Annotated in this window: 15 protein-coding genes and 1 tRNA gene; 7 read left to right on the top strand and 9 right to left on the bottom strand. The window is 43.4% G+C overall.

Annotated features, from left to right (window positions below):
- Nucleotides 1-109 precede the first annotated feature (109 nt).
- Nucleotides 110-763 (top strand): hypothetical protein, encoded by a 654-nt coding sequence (locus MMAH_RS04745; protein WP_013037405.1) that lies wholly within the window; start codon nucleotides 110-112, stop codon nucleotides 761-763.
- 130 nt (nucleotides 764-893) lie between these two features.
- Here the strand turns inward: MMAH_RS04745 and MMAH_RS04740 are convergent, their stop codons facing one another.
- Nucleotides 894-2,078 carry a NosD domain-containing protein gene (locus MMAH_RS04740; RefSeq protein WP_013037404.1) on the bottom strand — a complete coding sequence of 395 codons (1,185 nt, stop codon included), beginning with the start codon at nucleotides 2,076-2,078 and terminating at the stop codon, nucleotides 894-896.
- 229 nt (nucleotides 2,079-2,307) lie between these two features.
- Here MMAH_RS04740 and MMAH_RS04735 point away from each other — a divergent pair, with 229 nt between their 5' ends.
- A complete protein-coding gene (locus MMAH_RS04735; protein ID WP_013037403.1) occupies nucleotides 2,308-2,793 on the top strand; it encodes a LabA-like NYN domain-containing protein in 486 nt (161 codons plus the stop codon).
- Nucleotides 2,794-2,984: 191 nt separating this feature from the next.
- On the opposite strand, the gene MMAH_RS04730 is transcribed toward MMAH_RS04735, so the two are convergent.
- The 6 genes from MMAH_RS04730 to MMAH_RS04705 form a co-directional block, all read right to left on the bottom strand.
- Nucleotides 2,985-3,752: an ATP-binding protein gene (locus tag MMAH_RS04730; RefSeq protein ID WP_013037402.1), complete on the bottom strand. Its 768-nt coding sequence runs from the start codon at nucleotides 3,750-3,752 to the stop codon at nucleotides 2,985-2,987.
- Nucleotides 3,742-3,933 carry a hypothetical protein gene (locus MMAH_RS04725; protein ID WP_013037401.1) on the bottom strand — a complete coding sequence of 64 codons (192 nt, stop codon included), beginning with the start codon at nucleotides 3,931-3,933 and terminating at the stop codon, nucleotides 3,742-3,744. Before MMAH_RS04725 ends, MMAH_RS04730 begins: the two co-directional genes overlap by 11 nt.
- A gap of 14 nt (nucleotides 3,934-3,947) precedes the next feature.
- Nucleotides 3,948-4,610: a thiamine phosphate synthase gene (thiE, locus tag MMAH_RS04720; RefSeq protein ID WP_013037400.1), complete on the bottom strand. Its 663-nt coding sequence runs from the start codon at nucleotides 4,608-4,610 to the stop codon at nucleotides 3,948-3,950.
- A gap of 27 nt (nucleotides 4,611-4,637) precedes the next feature.
- The gene (gene thiM, locus MMAH_RS04715; RefSeq protein WP_013037399.1) at nucleotides 4,638-5,429 is read right to left on the bottom strand and encodes a hydroxyethylthiazole kinase; all 792 of its coding nucleotides are present in this window, start codon (nucleotides 5,427-5,429) and stop codon (nucleotides 4,638-4,640) included.
- A gap of 148 nt (nucleotides 5,430-5,577) precedes the next feature.
- A complete protein-coding gene (locus MMAH_RS04710; RefSeq protein WP_013037398.1) occupies nucleotides 5,578-5,922 on the bottom strand; it encodes a hypothetical protein in 345 nt (114 codons plus the stop codon).
- Nucleotides 5,923-6,030: 108 nt separating this feature from the next.
- On the bottom strand, nucleotides 6,031-7,809 hold the full coding sequence (locus tag MMAH_RS04705; RefSeq protein WP_013037397.1) for a thiamine pyrophosphate-dependent enzyme: 1,779 nt from the start codon (nucleotides 7,807-7,809) through the stop codon (nucleotides 6,031-6,033).
- Between the two features lie 318 nt (nucleotides 7,810-8,127).
- On the opposite strand from MMAH_RS04705, the gene MMAH_RS04700 reads away from it, so the two are divergent.
- Nucleotides 8,128-8,778, top strand: a complete 651-nt coding sequence (locus tag MMAH_RS04700) for a YggS family pyridoxal phosphate-dependent enzyme (RefSeq protein ID WP_013037396.1) — start codon at nucleotides 8,128-8,130, stop codon at nucleotides 8,776-8,778.
- 8 nt (nucleotides 8,779-8,786) lie between these two features.
- Here MMAH_RS04700 and MMAH_RS04695 read toward each other — a convergent pair.
- A tRNA-Val gene (locus MMAH_RS04695) sits at nucleotides 8,787-8,860 on the bottom strand.
- Between the two features lie 120 nt (nucleotides 8,861-8,980).
- Nucleotides 8,981-10,216, bottom strand: coding sequence for an ABC transporter substrate-binding protein (locus MMAH_RS04690; protein WP_013037395.1), 1,236 nt, complete (start codon nucleotides 10,214-10,216; stop codon nucleotides 8,981-8,983).
- A 199-nt stretch (nucleotides 10,217-10,415) separates the two neighbouring features.
- Here MMAH_RS04690 and MMAH_RS04685 point away from each other — a divergent pair, with 199 nt between their 5' ends.
- From MMAH_RS04685 to MMAH_RS04670, 4 genes are all read left to right on the top strand, one after another.
- Complete coding sequence (locus tag MMAH_RS04685) at nucleotides 10,416-10,817, top strand: hypothetical protein (protein WP_013037394.1); 402 nt, start codon at nucleotides 10,416-10,418, stop codon at nucleotides 10,815-10,817.
- Between the two features lie 13 nt (nucleotides 10,818-10,830).
- A complete protein-coding gene (locus MMAH_RS04680) occupies nucleotides 10,831-11,667 on the top strand; it encodes a metallophosphoesterase (RefSeq protein ID WP_013037393.1) in 837 nt (278 codons plus the stop codon).
- On the top strand, nucleotides 11,667-14,492 hold the full coding sequence (locus MMAH_RS04675; protein WP_013037392.1) for a DEAD/DEAH box helicase: 2,826 nt from the start codon (nucleotides 11,667-11,669) through the stop codon (nucleotides 14,490-14,492). Before MMAH_RS04680 ends, MMAH_RS04675 begins: the two co-directional genes overlap by 1 nt.
- 61 nt (nucleotides 14,493-14,553) lie before the next feature.
- Entirely contained in the window at nucleotides 14,554-15,978 is a 1,425-nt protein-coding gene (locus MMAH_RS04670; protein ID WP_013037391.1) for a ribulose-bisphosphate carboxylase, read from the top strand.
- The last annotated feature ends 6 nt before the right edge of the window (nucleotides 15,979-15,984 follow it).

Here is a 15,984-nt window from a genome sequence, read left to right as displayed (position 1 = left end):
ATATTTATTTATACATGGTCAGCTTATACCATTATGGTACGATAGGAGCTGAATCCATTCAGTGATGGGTTGCCTTCTACAGTTCAATATCTAAAGGTGGTATGAGATTATGAAACTCAAAATTCAATTAGTTCTGGTTTTCATTGTCCTTATGACAATGTCCGTAACTGGTGCTCTTGCTGAAGATGACTGTCAGAAAACGGTTACACTTTATGCAGGTCAACATATAGACGTAGGAATAGTAAACCTGTCGGAAATATGTGTGGATAACCAGCCGACACTCAAAATAACCTACGAAGTGGATGAACCCTGGAGAATAGCAGAAACCCATCTGGATATAGCCGATGATCCTGATGAACTGCCACAAAAAAACGGGAATCCGATACCTGGTCAGTTCACATATAAGGATGAATGGGAGAGTTACCGGGAAAAGGTAACATACGAAGTGCCCCTGGAATCATGTAATGAGATCTTCATTGCAGCCCATGCAGTAGTTGTAAGTCCGTCAAGTGATGATAAGAAAAATGTTTGGGACGTAAGTGAAACTGCCTGGGCAGACGGTGAAGCCTTTGATGGCAACAACTGGGCAACCTACTTCAATTATACACCCTGCTGTATTGATTGTGGTGGCGAGCAGACTTTTGAAGAAAATACAGATGCTGGTGATGAAAAAGACAAACCGGATAAAAATCCGGGGAACAATGGAAAAGGTGTTGGACAGAGAATGATAGATAGGATTTTCTCATTCTTCATGCGAGGATAAACAATAAAAGAGGAAAATATACCCCTTTCTTTTTTTCATACACCAGACATACTAGACATGATTGAATTTTTTAATTTACTATTCAAACATAAATCGGGAGTATTTAAAAATATAAAGTTGAGTTACCTGCTTATTTGGTTTTTCTTCTCATAAACAGTACAACTGCTATACCAAGGAAGCCCACAGTCAATAACGGTTGGGCAGTCGGGATATCGAAAGCCGGCTGTGAATCATGCCCGAAATAGTAACTGCGGTCATAGTCCATTACATCTGGACCTACCGTTGGTGTCCCAGTGGCTGTTGCTTTGGTCTTTTGCAGGCCCAGCAACGAAGAAGTAGTCTCTGTGAATTGCACAGTTTCCCCTGGCATAAGTATGGGTATGGTACCCACAATACCACATTTATTGTCTTCTACCACAATGTTTGTCAGGTTGACATTGCCGGTATTGCTGACATAAAAATCCCATCTGACCTCATAATTCCACCTTATGTATGGACCGTATCTCTCATCAGCATCTTCACCATTGGTATGTTTTTCAATATCAATGGCTGCATTGGTCGTAAGGGGAAGATAATCAATATCAATGTCAGTGATATAAAATGGTGAATCACAGAAGCCATCATTGTTTGCATCTGTCCATATCTGACTATGTCCTGTACCATCAGGATGTGCCCAATAGTTACCACCAATTGAAGGCCCGCCTACAATGTTTGGACCTGCCATTTTTGCGATATTCCAGGAGTTACCTGCACTATCGGACATCTGAATGTTAATTGTATTGTTGAAATAGTTGTTATAAATAACATTACTACCACTATCTACCAATTGAATACCTGATGAACTGCTGCTGGATACGATGTTGCCGGTCAGCTCGTTGTTTCTGGAATCATTGAGGAAGATGTTATAATAATTTTCAGAGAATTTATTGTCACTTATTATGCTGTGCTGGACACCATCAAGAAATATTCCAGCCTTAGAAGTTCCTGCAGCATTTGTTATATTAAAACCACTGATTGTCACGTTATCTCTGGTCACATTGAAAACATAATCTGCTGAAGAAGCCGCCTGAACTTTGGTATTATCCGGATTACCGGACTGTGAGATAATGATTACTGATTTGTTCACATCCACATTTTCATTATATGCCCCTGGATAGACAATAATCGTATCACTATCATTTGCCGCATTTACAGCATCCTGAATTGTTGTATAATTGCCATTGCCACTGTCATCCACAGTAATTTCAACCGCCATTGCAGCTGATGAAAGTAATGCCAGTGCTATCACGCTGACCAGCAAAAGTTTGATTTGCATACCTTTACCCCCAATTGAGACTTATATCCAACATGTTTTATCCTTGATGTATTATACAGTCGTCTATATGTATAAAACTTGAGAACCACAGGTACTAACCAATAGTACGCAACAAATAAATTTGAACCTTTATTTTTTATATTATGAAACATAAAAAACAGTCAAAACATTACTCCAAAAGAGAAAGAAAGATAATAAATAATTAAACACAAAATATTATAGGTAATCCATGTTTAGCAGCCAAAAATTAGCGGTTTTTGTAGACGTGCAGAATATGTTCTATTCTGCCAGAAATATCCATTACGGAAGACTTGATTACGAAAAACTTTTACGTGCTGTCGTTATGGAAAGAAAATTGACAAGAGCAATAGCATATCTTGTAGAAACCCCGGATATCGACCAGTCAGGTTTTAAGAGTTTTATTGGTTCAATTGGATGGGAAGTAAAAAGCAAGGCCCTGAAGGTCAGACCTGATGGTTCCACCAAGGGAGATTGGGATATGGGGATAGCAATTGATGCGATTTCCATTGCACCCAAAGTAGATACCATTGTGCTTGTAAGTGGAGATGGCGATTTTGTCGATCTGATAAACCACCTAAAAGCTATTGGCGTACGGGTTGAAGTTCACTCCTTTAAAGAAAGTACAGCCGAAGAACTTATTAACGCCGCTACAGCCCATTATCCAATTGAAAGAAGGATGTTACTGGATAGATGAATAAAGTACTATACTGATTCCCTGGAACTGGCTGGTTTAAAAAATTACTTTTTTGTGCCGACCAGGAGGCAGGCACGACATATCTCACCTGATGTGGGCCCACCACATATATTGCATTCTTTTTTACTTTTGGCAAAAGGTTTCTCTACGTTTGCTATCGAGGATATTAAGGAGCTATAATTATTCGCAAACTACCCGGTGATTTTTGGATATTTTGTTTCGAGATCCAAAAATATTTGTCTGACTTCTGCACGAAGCGAAGGGCCTGCGTAGGGACATTCGGGAAACTCATGAAATATGCCTTTGAGGATTCCATATAATGCAATTTCATGCTCATTTAAGACTGAAAGGGGCTTTATCCTCAATGATTCCTTACCGGAATTTGGGGATGCGGTATTAATTATTGCATCTATATTTGCGGTAAGTATGTTCATCATGGCGGTTTCCGCCTCATCATCTAAAGAGTGTCCTGTCGCAAGTTTTGGGACATCCATGCTAAAGGTTTCCTGTTCCAGTATCTTTCTCCTGAGAACACCGCAAAGAGTGCAAGCTGAAACATTTCTTTTTTTCAAAAGGTCGGGAAGGGGTGCACCAAAGTTTTCTCTGAAAGATACTATCCTGTGCTCAATATTCAAAAAAGTTGCAAGTTCTTGTGCATAAGTAAGGGTTTCTTCCCTGTAATTCGGTATACCCTCATCAACAGTAATAGCAGTAAGTTTCACTCCCTCAAATTCTGGAAGTATTTTAGCCAGGATGTACAAAAGAACACTACTGTCCTTACCCCCTGATAATGCAACTGCTATATGCTCATTATTCAGAATAAGGTTTTGATCTTCGATATGTGCCCTAACTTTCTTTTCTACCATTTCACAGAAATGAATTTCACAAAGGAAGTTGCCCCTTCCTGATACTGCGTTTGCTCCACAGATTTTGCATAGAAGGGGGGTTTCAGCCACCATGGGATATCGTATATACTTTAAGGGTATCTTCAGAATGTACAGTTGCTTCTGCTGGTATTACGGTCCCTTCCCTTGCTACAATAACAGATAAAGGATTTATACCTGCCATTTCCAGTACATCTTTCAACGGTATACTATCAGCCCGGATTTCTATAGAATTATCTGATAAATGCAGAATCATTTTATCACTTTACATTAACTTTGCTGGATATATTTTTGTTTTGTTTTGCGTATAGTTTCAATGAAATACTCTGTTTCTCTCCTGACATCATCACTACAAACGATTGCGGAAATAGCAACCAAACTATCGACTCCTTTTTCAATAACTGAAATACAGTTGTCTTTATTGATACCCCCTATAGCAACGATCGGAATATTAATTGTCTTTCTCACAGCCTGAATTCTTTCCGGCCCAACACCCATACCCGCATCCTTTTTAGTAGTAGTATCAAATACCGGACTGAAACCTACGTAATCAGCTCCTTTTCTTTCTGCCTCGATTGCTTCATCTGTATCATGGACTGTAAGTCCGATTATCTTATTTTCACCTAGAATCCTTCTCGCAGAATCAATCGGCATATCGTCCTGTCCGATATGTACCCCATCAGCTCCTGCAGCCAGGGCTACATCGATACGGTCATTTACCAGAAAGATAGCATTTTCGCCACATATTTTCCTGATCAAGATCGCCTCTTCAATCATCTCTTTTGTGGTCTTGTCTTTCTCCCGATACTGAACAATCTTACACCCGGCCGCTACTGCACATTTTACATCGGACAATGTACCTTTCCTGGATAGGCCGGAATCTGTCACAAGGTAGAAATCAATATCTTTAAGCAAAGATTTCCAGAATGCCATAAATGTAGACCCTCATAAATCTATAATTCAGCCTTCAATACTCTCAACATTAGTCATAGGTCCTGCTTTTTCATCAGTAAGCCCGGATACTTCATCATATAAATGCATCTTGAAACTGCCGCTGCCGGTTGACTTAGCAGCCGCAAATTCCCCGGCAACCCCAAAGAAAGATAAAGCATCTATTGCTGCATCACAGAAATCATCGTTCAGAGCTGCAAATGAACCAATTATTGAAGCAGCCATGCAACCGGTGCCCACAATTGAACCCATTTCTGCATGGCCATTTTTTATGGAAAATATCCTTGAACCATCACTGACTATATCTTCTTTGCCGGTCATCACAACAGTACATGATCTTGAGATGGCCAAATTCTTTGCAAGCCGGCCGGGATCAGCATTGATAGAAGTTGCTTCAACTCCTTTTGTGCGGGCATTTTCACCTGCCAGTTTTGCAATCTCAGAATAGTTGCCTTTAATGATATCAACATGAGCACTGTCAAGGATCTTTGCAGCCATTTGGTTTCTGAATTGGGTTGCCCCTACTCCTACTATATCGAGTACAACAGGAATTTGTTTTTTGTTTGCAGCCTTTGCGGAAATTATCATGGATTCAATAAGTTCAGACGTCAGGGTTCCGATGTTAAGTACAAGAGCAGAGGAAATTTTAGTCATATCAGCACATTCTTCTACAGCATGAGCCATTACGGGAAGAGCGCCAAAAGCCCTTGTTATATTTGCACAGTCATAAATTGTAACCCAGTTGGTGATATGATGGACCAATGGTTTTGTTTCTCTCAGTGTTTTTAATGCATCCTTCATTGCCTTCCTCCGTAAAATTTCCATTATTGGTTTTTCACAATCGTGAATAGATGTTGCATAATATCTAATAAACCTTACGTCAGCCAGATGGTAAAAAGAGAATTAAGATAGAATGCTAGGATTTACAGGTTTATTGCCTTTCTACAATTTATTCACAGATATCATTAGCAGTATAAATCCTGATAATTTCACCAGCCTGTTTTCCTCCCACCCTACTGGCAATTATTTCCTGAAAAGCCATGACATAATCCGGTCTCAAGCAACCAAGACTTTCTCTGCCATCTTTTATCAGATCCAGCAGATATTCCAGTTCCTTTTCTGAGAGTGACTCCAGACGATGGGAGAAATCAGATATATCCTTGGAGAAATGATTTGCAACAGGTGGCAGGATTGACTTGAAATTGACACCTGAACTGCTACATTCCAGATCACTGCACTCAGGTGCAAGCTTTTTCAGTAAATTTATGTCTTTTTCATCTAGTTTACGTGCCATATACTTCTATTTTGGGAATTATTGGTTAAAAAGTTGCGTTTTACCCAAACCAAAAAAATGAATTTTGCCGGCAGGACATCATATAGCCGGCATATATCACTGTTATATTCAATCCGCTCTTTTGGTACTTGCAGCAGTCTTATCAGGATCTACAACCACATCGATAAGAGTAGGTCTGGTGGATTTGAATGCTTCTTCAAGAGCTTCATCCAGTTTTGCCGGATCCTCTATCCTGTAACCTTCGCCTCCGGTAGTGTTTGCATATTCCGCAAAATTGGGATTGGGGAAACTAACACCAAATTCAGGATAACTGGACCTTAGTTCTTCTTTTTTTATGTTCTTGAGTTTGCCGTCATTAAAGACAATGACATTGATCCCAAGCTCTTCACGCACAGCAGTGGTGAAATCAGCCATAAGCATTCCAAACCCGCCATCTCCTGTGACACAAATTACCTGCCTGTCAGGATTATCAAGTTTTGCCGAAAGGGCCGCCGGCAGTCCGAATCCCATACTGGCAATATTAGCACACATGAAAGTCTTCTGCCCTTCACACATGAATTTCTTGTAGAACCAGTATGTATGGTCGCCCACATCTAAACAAATTATAGCATCAGTGGCTGCATGGCGTTTAATGGCCTGTATCACATAACCGGGATTTACAGGGATGGAGAGGTCCTTTGCATCAGCCTCCAGTTCCTCATAATGCTCCTTTTTCATCCGGTCGATGTGTTCTAAAAACCCAGTGTTTTCTTCCTTTTCATCAACAAGGGGGAGAAGATCCCTTAGTACAAGATCCGCATCTGCGACAATAGCTGCATCTACATCAAAGGTCTTTCCGGTTTTGGTCGGATCGATATCTATCTGGACAATTTTGATTCCTGAAGGAACAAGGTTGGCCTGTCTGAAACCCGAACCTATGATAACTAGAAGGTCACTATTTTGTACAGCTTTTGCTGCATGTTTTGACCCTATTGAACCAAGTACACCCAGACTATAACGATCGGTTTCGTGTACCACACCCTTGGCCCTAGAAGTGGTGGCAATTGGGGCTTTGATTTTTTGTGAAAGTTGTGTTAGCAATTCACCACTGTGGCGACAGCCCCAACCTGCAAAGAGAGTGACTTTCCCGTGATTGTTTATCAATTCTGCAGCCTTTTTTACATCTTCAGACCTGGGAGCAGTCTGGTTTGAAAACAACCTCTTTTCTGCGGAATATACATCCCCGTTAAGTTTGCCGGCAAGGATATCAGTGGGTGTGCTGAGTACCGCAACACCGGGTTTTTTGAAGGCATATTTAGTAGCCCTTGTGACCAGACCGAGCGCCTGATTCTCCCGGGCAATGGTTTCTGTAAATTCAGCAAAGGGGGAGAACAGTTCTATCTGGTCGATCTCCTGAAAGGCCTCACTACCAAGATAGACCTCTGCCACCTGACCGGCAAAGGCAAGTACCGGACTTCTATCAGTTGCAGCGTCCATTAAGCCGGTGATAAGGTTTGTAGAGCCGGGACCCGCTATGGAGATACAGACCCCCAGCCCGCCGGTGATTTTTCCATGCGCAGAAGCCATGAAAGCAGCGGTCTCTTCGTGTCTTGTGAGAATGAATTTTATTTTATCACTCCTGCGGATGGAGTCTATCAGGGGCAGGTTGGAATCCCCGGGAATCCCATAGACAAACCTGACACCGAATGCTTCCAGTTGTTCGACGATCTTATCGGCAACAGTCGTTTCTACCGATTCATCTTCCTTTTCCCCGCCTTCAGGAACAAAAGCGGATTTGGGAGCCCCGCATACCGGACATGTATAGTCATCAGGCAGTGAATCAAAATCCTGTCCTTCAGCCTCCTCATCATAAACCCAGTTACAAACCGAACATCTGTATTTTGCCATGCATTTCCTCCAAAATTCCCCTATTATATGTAGCATTCATGTGACAGGATTGTTTATCAAATGCAGGGAACTCCAAACAATGAATTTCCCTTAACACAAACATCTACCCCTGAGATTTGTCAATAGCTGCAAGTCTAACAATTATATACCGAAACTATGTTGATACTAATGAATGATAATTTTTCCTGTGGTTTTAATAAAATGCTTTGAAAAAGTATTCCTATCACTTCCCATCTTGCCGGCAGATACCAGAATAAAATTCACAATCAGAATGATTTAAATATACCAGATTTTGAATAAAGCATCACGGGGACATCAATGCCAGTCGATGAAAATATCAAGAGGATTCTCGAGGAAATCGGGGACAAGACACTTGTTTGTGTCACCAAGACTATTGAACCTGAAAGGATCAACGAAGCCATCCGGGCCGGAGCTACCATAATCGGAGAGAACCGGGTTCAGGAATATGAAGATAAAAGTGAGAAAATCCTGCCCTGTGAAACACATCTGATAGGCCATCTGCAGACTAACAAAGTCAAAAGGGCCGTGGAGTATTTTGATGTTATCCAGTCAGTCGACTCCCTGAAAGTAATAAATAATATTGACACTAGAGCCGGGGATATCGATAAGGTGCAAAGGGTCTTCCTTCAGGTAAACATAGGCAATGAGCCACAGAAACATGGTTTCAGGCTGGACAGGATCAAAGAAGTGATAAACGAAATTCGCTCCCTTCAAAATATCCGTGTGGAAGGGCTGATGTGCATCCCTCCTTTTGTCCCTGCCGAACAAACCCGTCCCTATTTCCAAAAGATGAAAGCCCTTTTTGATGAAATGAAGCAGGAAAACGGGGGCAACATCGATATTCAGGAATTATCAATGGGTATGTCCAATGACTACATGGTAGCCATAGAGGAAGGGGCTACGATGGTGCGTGTGGGTTCGGCTATATTCGGGGAAAGGAAGTATTGAGAATTCAATGGGCCCACTGGAATTCGAATCCAGGATCTCCGCCGTGTGAAGGCGACGTCATAACCGGCTAGACTACGGGCCCATAAAAGATATTCACCCAAGTGAACCACAATAAAATATAAGGTTTTCGACAAATTAAAAATGGGAATCGGTGACTTTATAGGAAGACAAAAAAGAAAACGTGTGGTGACAGACACCACTTTTATTCAACGTACATCAATTTACCTTCTTCTCCTGGGTCGACCTGATACCTGGCATCAAGTTTCCATTCGTAATTCCCATCATTCTCATTGATTGCCCAGATGTCGTAATCCCAGTGTACCCTGTCACCATTTTCATCCAGCTTTGTCCAGCCGGTGACACCGAAGTAAGTATCTGAAAGGGTATTCATTGCCAGTTTTGTGCTTTCATCATTCTCAGGCAATGCATCGAGGTCCACAAATGTGGTTAGCCAAAGAGCATCATATGCAGCCAGTGCATAAGTTTCAGGAGCCCTGCCGAGTTCTTCCTCAATTCTGGATTCGATTACTTGGTAGCGGTCGTTTTCTTCCTCATAGCCATAGATTGGTGCTCTGAGGTTGGTTTTCACAGCAAAACCGGCAACTTCCTCTTCAAGTAACTTTTCATTTAGGGCTACACCATCACTACCATACCACTTGACATTTGATAGTGCAGGATATTCTTCGGCCAGTGAGAAGATTTCCATAACCTCTTCATAAGAACACAGGAGAACTGCCACTGAATCCTCATTGGAATCGGATGTTGCAGAAATTACCTTTTCATTCAAGGCTTTAACTTCTGCGGAAAAATCCTCAGTTGCAGAGTCATAGCTGATTCCTTCCATTACTGTTCCATCAAAGTGCTTTGCAGTTTCTTCACTCAGACCATTACCCCATGTATCGTTCCTGTAAATTGGAATTACAGTATCGACTTTTTCTTCTTTCATCATTGTAGCGAGAACCATTCCCTGATTACTGTCATCAGGCACAAGCCTGAAGAGGTTATCATCAGCTACAGCCAGAGAAGGAGCTGTGGAGGCAGTACTCAAGAGAACTATACCATTGTTTTCAGCATACTCCAAAACTGCTTCTGCATTGTTACTTGACTGGGGACCAATAACAATCTTTATACCCATCTCATCAAGTGCTTTGAGTTGTTCCAGCGCTTTAGCCGGATTGTCCTCAGTATCCTTAATTACCACTTCCACATGCTTATCTGAACCAAGTCCTGAGAAATAATCATTAATGTCTTTACTGGATAACTCAAGAGCTGTCTGGCTTGCCACACCGATAGAATCAAGGTCACCTGTTACTGGTAAAAGAGCACCTATGGTGATATCTGCCGATTCGGTGGCAGGTTCTTCTGTCGATTCGGTACAACCCATTCCCAGAGTTGACAAAATTAAAATAGCTATTAAAAAACCTGTTATTCGCTTCATAAAATAATCGCCAGACAAGATAACATAAAGCTTGTTTATATATTTATTTCTATATTCAAGTTATAAATATATAAAAGTGCATGAATATTATGCGCGACAATCAAATATACAATTAGGAAAAATGATAATAGTCAGATTTCTACCTTCTGAAAAAATAATCATATAACAGGTGTCATTATTCCACAGGGAGAAATGAATTATGTTCGATAAGATATTACCCCGGCAAAAAAGCATGTCCACAAAATTGGGAGGACTACTTGTACTTGTAGGAGAAACAATGTTCCTTTTCTCCTTGATGAACTTCCTGATGATCACCAGATTGCAATATTATAGCGAAGGGGATTCTTTCATACGCACCCTGTTTCCTCATTATTTATTCTTTGTAATAGCCCTGTTTCTCGTGGCTTTCACAGGTATGTGGTTTGCCTATGTTTATATAGTTCCCAGTAAGCAGAAATTCTCCCAAGAGCAGGCAGTAAAGGACGCACGCAGCCCGATGTACAACCGTCTGATAGAAGTACATGAAGACCTCAAAGGCATTGACAGTAAATTACAGGACCTATCAAACAGACTTGATGAACTTGAAAAACACCAGCGTTAAAGGAAAGGAATAAATGACAATTGAGATCGAGCCGCTAGTGGATGAACCTGCCTTGCTGGTAAAGGGCCAATCCCGCTCCCTTGTAATATCGGATATCCATATTGGTATCGAGTGGGACCTCTACAACAGTGGTTTTCTGGTTCCCAGCGGTCTTGAAAGGCGACTCAAAAAGATAGAAAGTTATATCGAACAGACAAAACCCGACAGGATAGTGCTGCTGGGTGATATAAAGCACAATGTCCCACAAATTTCATGGCAGGAGCGAGATGAGATACCCATGTTCCTCGAAAAACTCGCCATCCATGCAGAAATCGACATTTTCCCGGGAAACCATGACGGCGGAATTGAATTCCTGCTGCCAAAAAACAAAGGTATTCACCTCCATCCTTCCAGAGGTGACATAATAGAGGGGGTTGGATATTTCCACGGCCACACATGGCCCGATCCACGACTTATCACAGCAGAACATCTAATTGTAGCCCACAATCATCCTACCCTGCGAATCACCGACTGCCTGGGGTATTCCACATCCGAGCAGGTCTGGGTGAAAACTAAATTGAATCATGAAAAACTAAAAAACCATTTTGAAAAGATCGGTATTGAAATACCGGAAAGTGATACACAACCTGATGTTGTAGTTATTCCTGCATTCAATGAACTCTGCGGAGGGGTAGCTTTTAACGAAGCGATTCTTGATGACCTGCTCGGTCCTGCATTCTCGTCAGGTTCCATTGACGTGGCAAATGCGGACATTTACCTGCTTGACGGAATGTACATGGGCAAACTGAAAGATATAAAAAAACTCAGTATTACTAAAAAGCGTAAATCCAAAAGGAGGGGGAACCGGTGATGGATACGGTATTTGGCCAGTTACATCCTCATATCAGACAAGCCCTTGAAAAACAGCAATTCCATACACCTACCCAACCCCAACAAGAGTCCATTCCACCCATACTGGAAGACAGGAACGTTTTGCTTATTGCGCCCACCGGTTCGGGAAAGACAGAGTCTGCTATCCTTCCTCTTTTTGATCACATCCTTTCCAAAAAACCAGAAGACAGGAAAGGCATTTCTGCTCTATACATAACACCCCTGAGGGCACTGAACCGGGATATGCTGCACCGTATACAATGGTGGGGCCAGGAACTCGATATCAAGGTCATGGTGCGACACGGGGATACCAGCCAGTATGAGCGCCAGAAGCAATCAAAGAATCCTCCGGATTTATTGATTACCACTCCTGAAACCCTGCAGGCAATGTTTACAGGTAAAAGGCTGCGCAAAAACCTGGAAGATGTGAGTTTTATCGTGGTGGATGAGATCCATGAACTTGCCGAGTCCAAAAGGGGAGCACAGCTGGCCATCGGGCTGGAAAGGCTGGTGGAACTGTCGGGAGAATTCCAGAGAATAGGGCTTTCTGCAACAGTCGGCAATCCCGATGTCGTGGCAGCCTTCCTTGCAGGAGCAGAAAGAGATATGCAGATTGTAAAAGTGGAAATGCTCAGCCTGCTCAAGTTCAAAGTGGTCACCCCTCATATGGAAGATGAAGACCTCAAAACCGCACGTAATATAGGATGTTCTGCGGAACTGGCCACACATCTGCGTTGCATTCAGGATATTGTAATGCAAAAAAAATCCACCCTGATTTTTGTCAACACACGTCAAAGTGCCGAAGTGCTCGCATCGGGTTTCAGGATGCTGGACCTGCCCATCGGGGTACACCACGGCTCCCTGTCCTATGAAGCCCGTCTGGAAGCAGAAGAGAACTTCAAGAACGAGGATTTGCGAGGCCTTATCTGTACATCCTCTATGGAGTTGGGAATCGATATCGGCAGTGTGGATCATGTAATCCAGTATGGCTCACCCAGACAGGTTGCCCGGCTGCTGCAAAGGGTTGGCAGGGCGGGACATCGCATTCATGAAATTTCGGAAGGAACGATCATTGCACTGGAATTTGATGATATCGCCGAAAGTATGGCCATCGTTGGAGCTGCCAGAGAAGGTAAAGTGGAAGATATTTCTCCCCAGAGCGGGGCCCTGGATGTAATTGCCAATCAGCTTTCAGGCATCGTGCTGGACTTCGGGGATATAGAGATTCCCCGTATACTTTCCATTCTCAGACGAACTTACCCTTTCAAAGACCTGAGCCTGCAGGCGCTGGAAAAGATTGTGGAGCAGGTAACATACAACAGGCTTGTGTGGCGGGATAAAGGTTCCAGTACCATCAGTCGGCGCAAAAGGAGCTGGCAGTATTACTACCAGAACCTTTCCATGATTCCGGATGAGAGAAAGTTCGAGGTTTATGATATCGTCACCGGCAAGGCGGTCGGGACACTGGATGAGGCCTTTGTGGTTAACTTTGCCAATCCCGGAGCGATTTTCATAACCCGGGGAGAGGTGTGGAGAGTACTGGAACTCGATCCTGAACGAGGGCGCATAAAGGTTGAACCGGTGAGAAGTATGGGGGAAATTCCCAGCTGGGTGGGGGAGGAAATCCCCGTTCCCTTCGAGGTGGCACAGGAAGTCGGGAAACTGCGCCGGGAAACTGCAGACCTGATTACAACAGGTGCAGAAGAGAAGGAAATCATTAATACATTGATGGAACGCTATCCTGTGGATAAATATTCAGCAGATGGTTTTTTCAGGCTAATCAAAAAACATGTGGATCAGGAATGCCCAATGCCACATGACCGACAGGTCATTATCGAGAAGCAGGAAGATGGAATGGTTATCAATGCCTGTTTCGGGCACAATACCAACGAGACCCTGGGCAAGGTACTGACAGCCCTTCTTGCGGCCCGTTTTGGCAGCAGTGTTGGACAGGAGACAGATCCCTATCGCATTAAACTCGCCCTGCCGGTAAGTTTCCGTGCCGAACAGATACGTTCCATGATAGCCGATACACTTCCCGAACATGTGGAACCTATCCTGGAGATGACACTGAAAAATACCTCCCTTTTGAAATGGAAGATGGTGCAGGTAGCCCGCAAATTCGGTGCCATCAGCAAAGAAGTGGACTACGATAAGATCAGCATGAAAAAACTTATCGACATTTATGAAAACTCGGCTATGTACGATGAAGTATTAAGAGAGATTTTCCACAATATGCTGGATGTAAGTCGCACAAAGGAAATACTGGAAAAGGTGCAACAGGGAGAAATCAACATTACAACTGGTCCTCCATCACCTCTGGGTGGAGCAGGCTTCGATGCGAAAAAAGATCTGATAGCACCGGAAAGAGCTGAAGGTTCGATCATAACAGCACTGAAAAACCGTATTGAGAACGACAGAGTGATCCTGTTCTGTGTACACTGTACGAAATGGGTATCCCGCCGAAAAGTCAAAAATGTACCTGAGAATATTGTATGTCCGATCTGTGAATCCCGGATGGTAGCTGCCCTGAAACCCTGGGAGGAAGAAGAGATTAAACTGGTTAAGAAAAAAGATCTAATGGATTCAAAAGAGGACCAGAAACGCATCCAGAAAGTATTTCGCAATGCCAACATCGTAATGACCCAGGGAAGGACAGCAGTTGTTGCACTGGCAAGCCGCGGCGTTGGGCCGGAAACCGCCACCCGTATCATCCAGAAGATGCAGGTGGATGAGGAAGATTTTTACAGGGACATCATGGAAGCCGAACGCAACTATGCAAAAACGAAACGTTTTTGGGGTTGATGAAGTCTGCATTTTGTTTCCTTCCAAAAACTAAAATACATTACAAACTGTTATTCTTATCATGAGCTCAAAAATTGAAGAGTTAGTCCAGTCATTGAATCCCAAACAGCAAGGTTATGTGAACCTTGAGTTGCCCGACCCTACCAACGGTGAATACCTGCTTACGGTTTTCAGGCTCGTTCCCGGCGGGGAAATGAATATGTTACAGGCAGCTGCTGAAATCGCAGCGGAATCATCAACGGGTACTAATTTCAGGGTAAATACCGAGACAAAGTTCTCAAAGGTCATGAATGCCCTGGTCTACCAGATGGACCTGGAAAGAGAACTTGTATGGATAGCCTATCCATGGAGATTGTTTGACAGGGGAGGCAATGTACAGAATATCCTGACCTACATCGTGGGAAACGTCCTGGGCATGAAAGAGATATCAGCCCTCAAACTGCTGGATGTCTGGTTTCCCCCCTCAATGCTTGAACAATATGACGGACCCGGTTTCACAGTCGATGACATGCGCAGTTATCTCGGAGTTTACGACAGGCCTATCCTCGGTACCATCGTGAAACCCAAGATGGGATTGACATCTGCCGAATATGCCGAAGTCTGTTATGACTTCTGGGCAGGTGGGGGAGATTTTGTCAAAAATGATGAGCCACAGGCCAATCAGGACTTCTGCCCCTACGACAAGATGGTAAAGCACGTTAAGGAAGCCATGGACAAAGCAGTAAAGGAAACCGGGAAGAAAAAAGTGCATTCATTCAACGTCTCGGCACCGGACTTTGACACCATGATCGAGCGCTGCGAAATGATCAGGAATGCAGGGTTTGAACCGGGAAGTTACGCTTTCCTTATCGACGGTATTACCGCCGGATGGATGGCTGTCCAGACCATCAGGAGAAGGTATCCCGATGTTTTCCTGCATTTCCACAGGGCTGCCCACGGTGCCTTCACACGTCCGGAGAACCCAATTGGTTTTTCCGTGCTGGTACTGTCTAAATTCGCACGCCTGGCAGGCGCCTCCGGAATCCACACAGGTACCGCTGGAGTCGGAAAAATGAAAGGAACTCCCGAGGAAGATGTTGTTGCGGCCCACGGTATCCAGTACCTGAGTTCACATGGCCATTTCTTCGACCAGAGCTGGGCCAAGATCATGGAAACGGACAAGGATGCCATAGAACTTGTGAATGAAGACATAGCCCACCATGTGATCCTGGAAAAAGACAGCTGGAGAGGTATGAAAAAATGTTGTCCCATTGTTTCCGGAGGATTGAACCCCGTAAGGCTGAAGCCCTTCATCGATGTGATGGGCAACGTTGATTTCATCACGACCATGGGATCGGGAGTACATGCCCATCCGGAAGGAACCCGATCAGGAGCCAAAGCACTGATACAGGCATGTGATGCCTATCTGCAGGGAATTGATATCAAGGATTATGCCAAAAATCACAGGGAACTCGAGCAGGCTATTGAATTCTTCCCGGAAAAATAACATCAT

It is taken from the genome of Methanohalophilus mahii DSM 5219, assembly GCF_000025865.1.
Lineage (GTDB): Archaea > Halobacteriota > Methanosarcinia > Methanosarcinales > Methanosarcinaceae > Methanohalophilus > Methanohalophilus mahii.
This window is presented reverse-complemented; position numbering and strand designations above follow the sequence as displayed.